This is a genomic window from Streptomyces rectiviolaceus, from assembly GCF_039533825.1.
Lineage (GTDB): Bacteria > Actinomycetota > Actinomycetes > Streptomycetales > Streptomycetaceae > Streptomyces > Streptomyces rectiviolaceus.
This window is the reverse complement of the sequence record NZ_BAAAUG010000072.1, coordinates 1-1372: the sequence shown is the minus strand read 5'-3', so window position 1 is coordinate 1372 and position 1372 is coordinate 1. Positions and strand designations below refer to the sequence as shown.

General features: G+C 75.3%; 1 pseudogene. It reads right to left on the bottom strand.

The features are described 5' to 3' along the window. Positions 1-1372, bottom strand: a pseudogene (locus ABD378_RS20930) (hypothetical protein); the annotation flags it as partial.

Below are 1372 nucleotides of genomic sequence, written 5' to 3'. Positions count from 1 at the left end.
GCGACGCGTCGGCGGCGGCCTCGGTGAGCAGCCGCTCGGCCTCGGTCTCGGCCTGCGACTGAAGGGTGCGGATCCGCTCGGCGGACTCCGTGCGGAGCCGGTCCGTCTCGTCCGCGGCCTCCTTGCGGATGCGCTCGGCCTCCGCACGGGCGTCGGTCAGCGCCTGCTCGGCGGCGGCGACACGCTCCTCGGCCTCCGTGTGCAGGCGCGTCAGCTCGTCGGCGGCCTCGGCCTGACGTGCCGCTATGGCCCGCTCGGTCTCCTCGTGCAGGGCGCGGGCGGCGTCCTCGGCCTCGGACTTCGTGGTCTCGGCCTGCTCGGCGGCCTCCTCGCGGTGCCGCTCGGCCTCCGCGCGGGTGCGCTCAAGGGTCTCCTCGGCCTGTTTGCGCAGGCTCGTGGCGCGCTCGATGGCCTCGGTACGCATCCGCTCGCTGTCGGCGGTCGCCCCCGCCTTCAGCTCATCGGCGTCGGCCTTCGCCTTCGCGAGCAGCTCCTCGGCGGACTTGGCCGCCTCCTCGATCTGCTGGACGGCCTCGCGCCGGGCCTCGCTCCGGATCCGCTCGCCCTCGGTGACCGCGTCGGCCCGCAGCTGCTCGGCCTCGCCGCGCAGCCGGCGCGCCTCCTCCTGCAGCTCGACGGTCTTGGCGCGGTACTCCTTGGTGTCGTCCTTCGCCGTGCCCTTGAGCTCCTCGGCGATGTCGTGCGCCTCGGCGCGCAGCCGGTCCGCCTCGGCCTCGGCCTCGGTGCGGATCCGCTCGGCCTCTTCGGTGGCGGCCTTCGTCGTCTCCTTGGCGTCCTTGGACGCCTTGTCGAGTACGTCCTCCGCGGTGCGGGCGGCCTTGGCGAGCTGGCCCGCGGTCTCCTCGGCGGTGATCGTGCGCGCCTTCTCGCCGGCGTCCTTGATCAGCTGCTCGGCCTCGGCACGGGCGTCGGCGACGAGCTGCTCGGCCTCGGCCTTGGTGGCCTCGGCCTCCTTCGTGGCCTCGCCGACGAGGCGGGCGACCTGCTCCTTGGCGGTGCGCGTGCGCTGTTCGTTGGCGCCCTCGGCGGCCGAGAGCTGCTTGGACGCGGAGTCCTTCGCCTCGGCGAGGACCTTGTCCGCCTCGGCGCGTGCCTCGCGCAGAGCCGTCTCGGCCTCCGCCATGCGCTGCTCGGCGGCCCGGCTCGCCTCGGTGGCCTGGCGGCGCGACTGCTCGGACTCGGTGGCCGTGGTGGAGCGCAGCTGCTCCGCGTGGTCGGTGGCTTCCTGCGCCTGCGTGGACGCGGCGTTCAGGAGGCGCTCGGCGTCCGTGCGGGCCCGGCGCAGGATGGCCTCGGCCTCGGCGCGGGCGGACTCGGCGTCGCTCGACAGGCGCTGGCGGGCCTCTTCGGC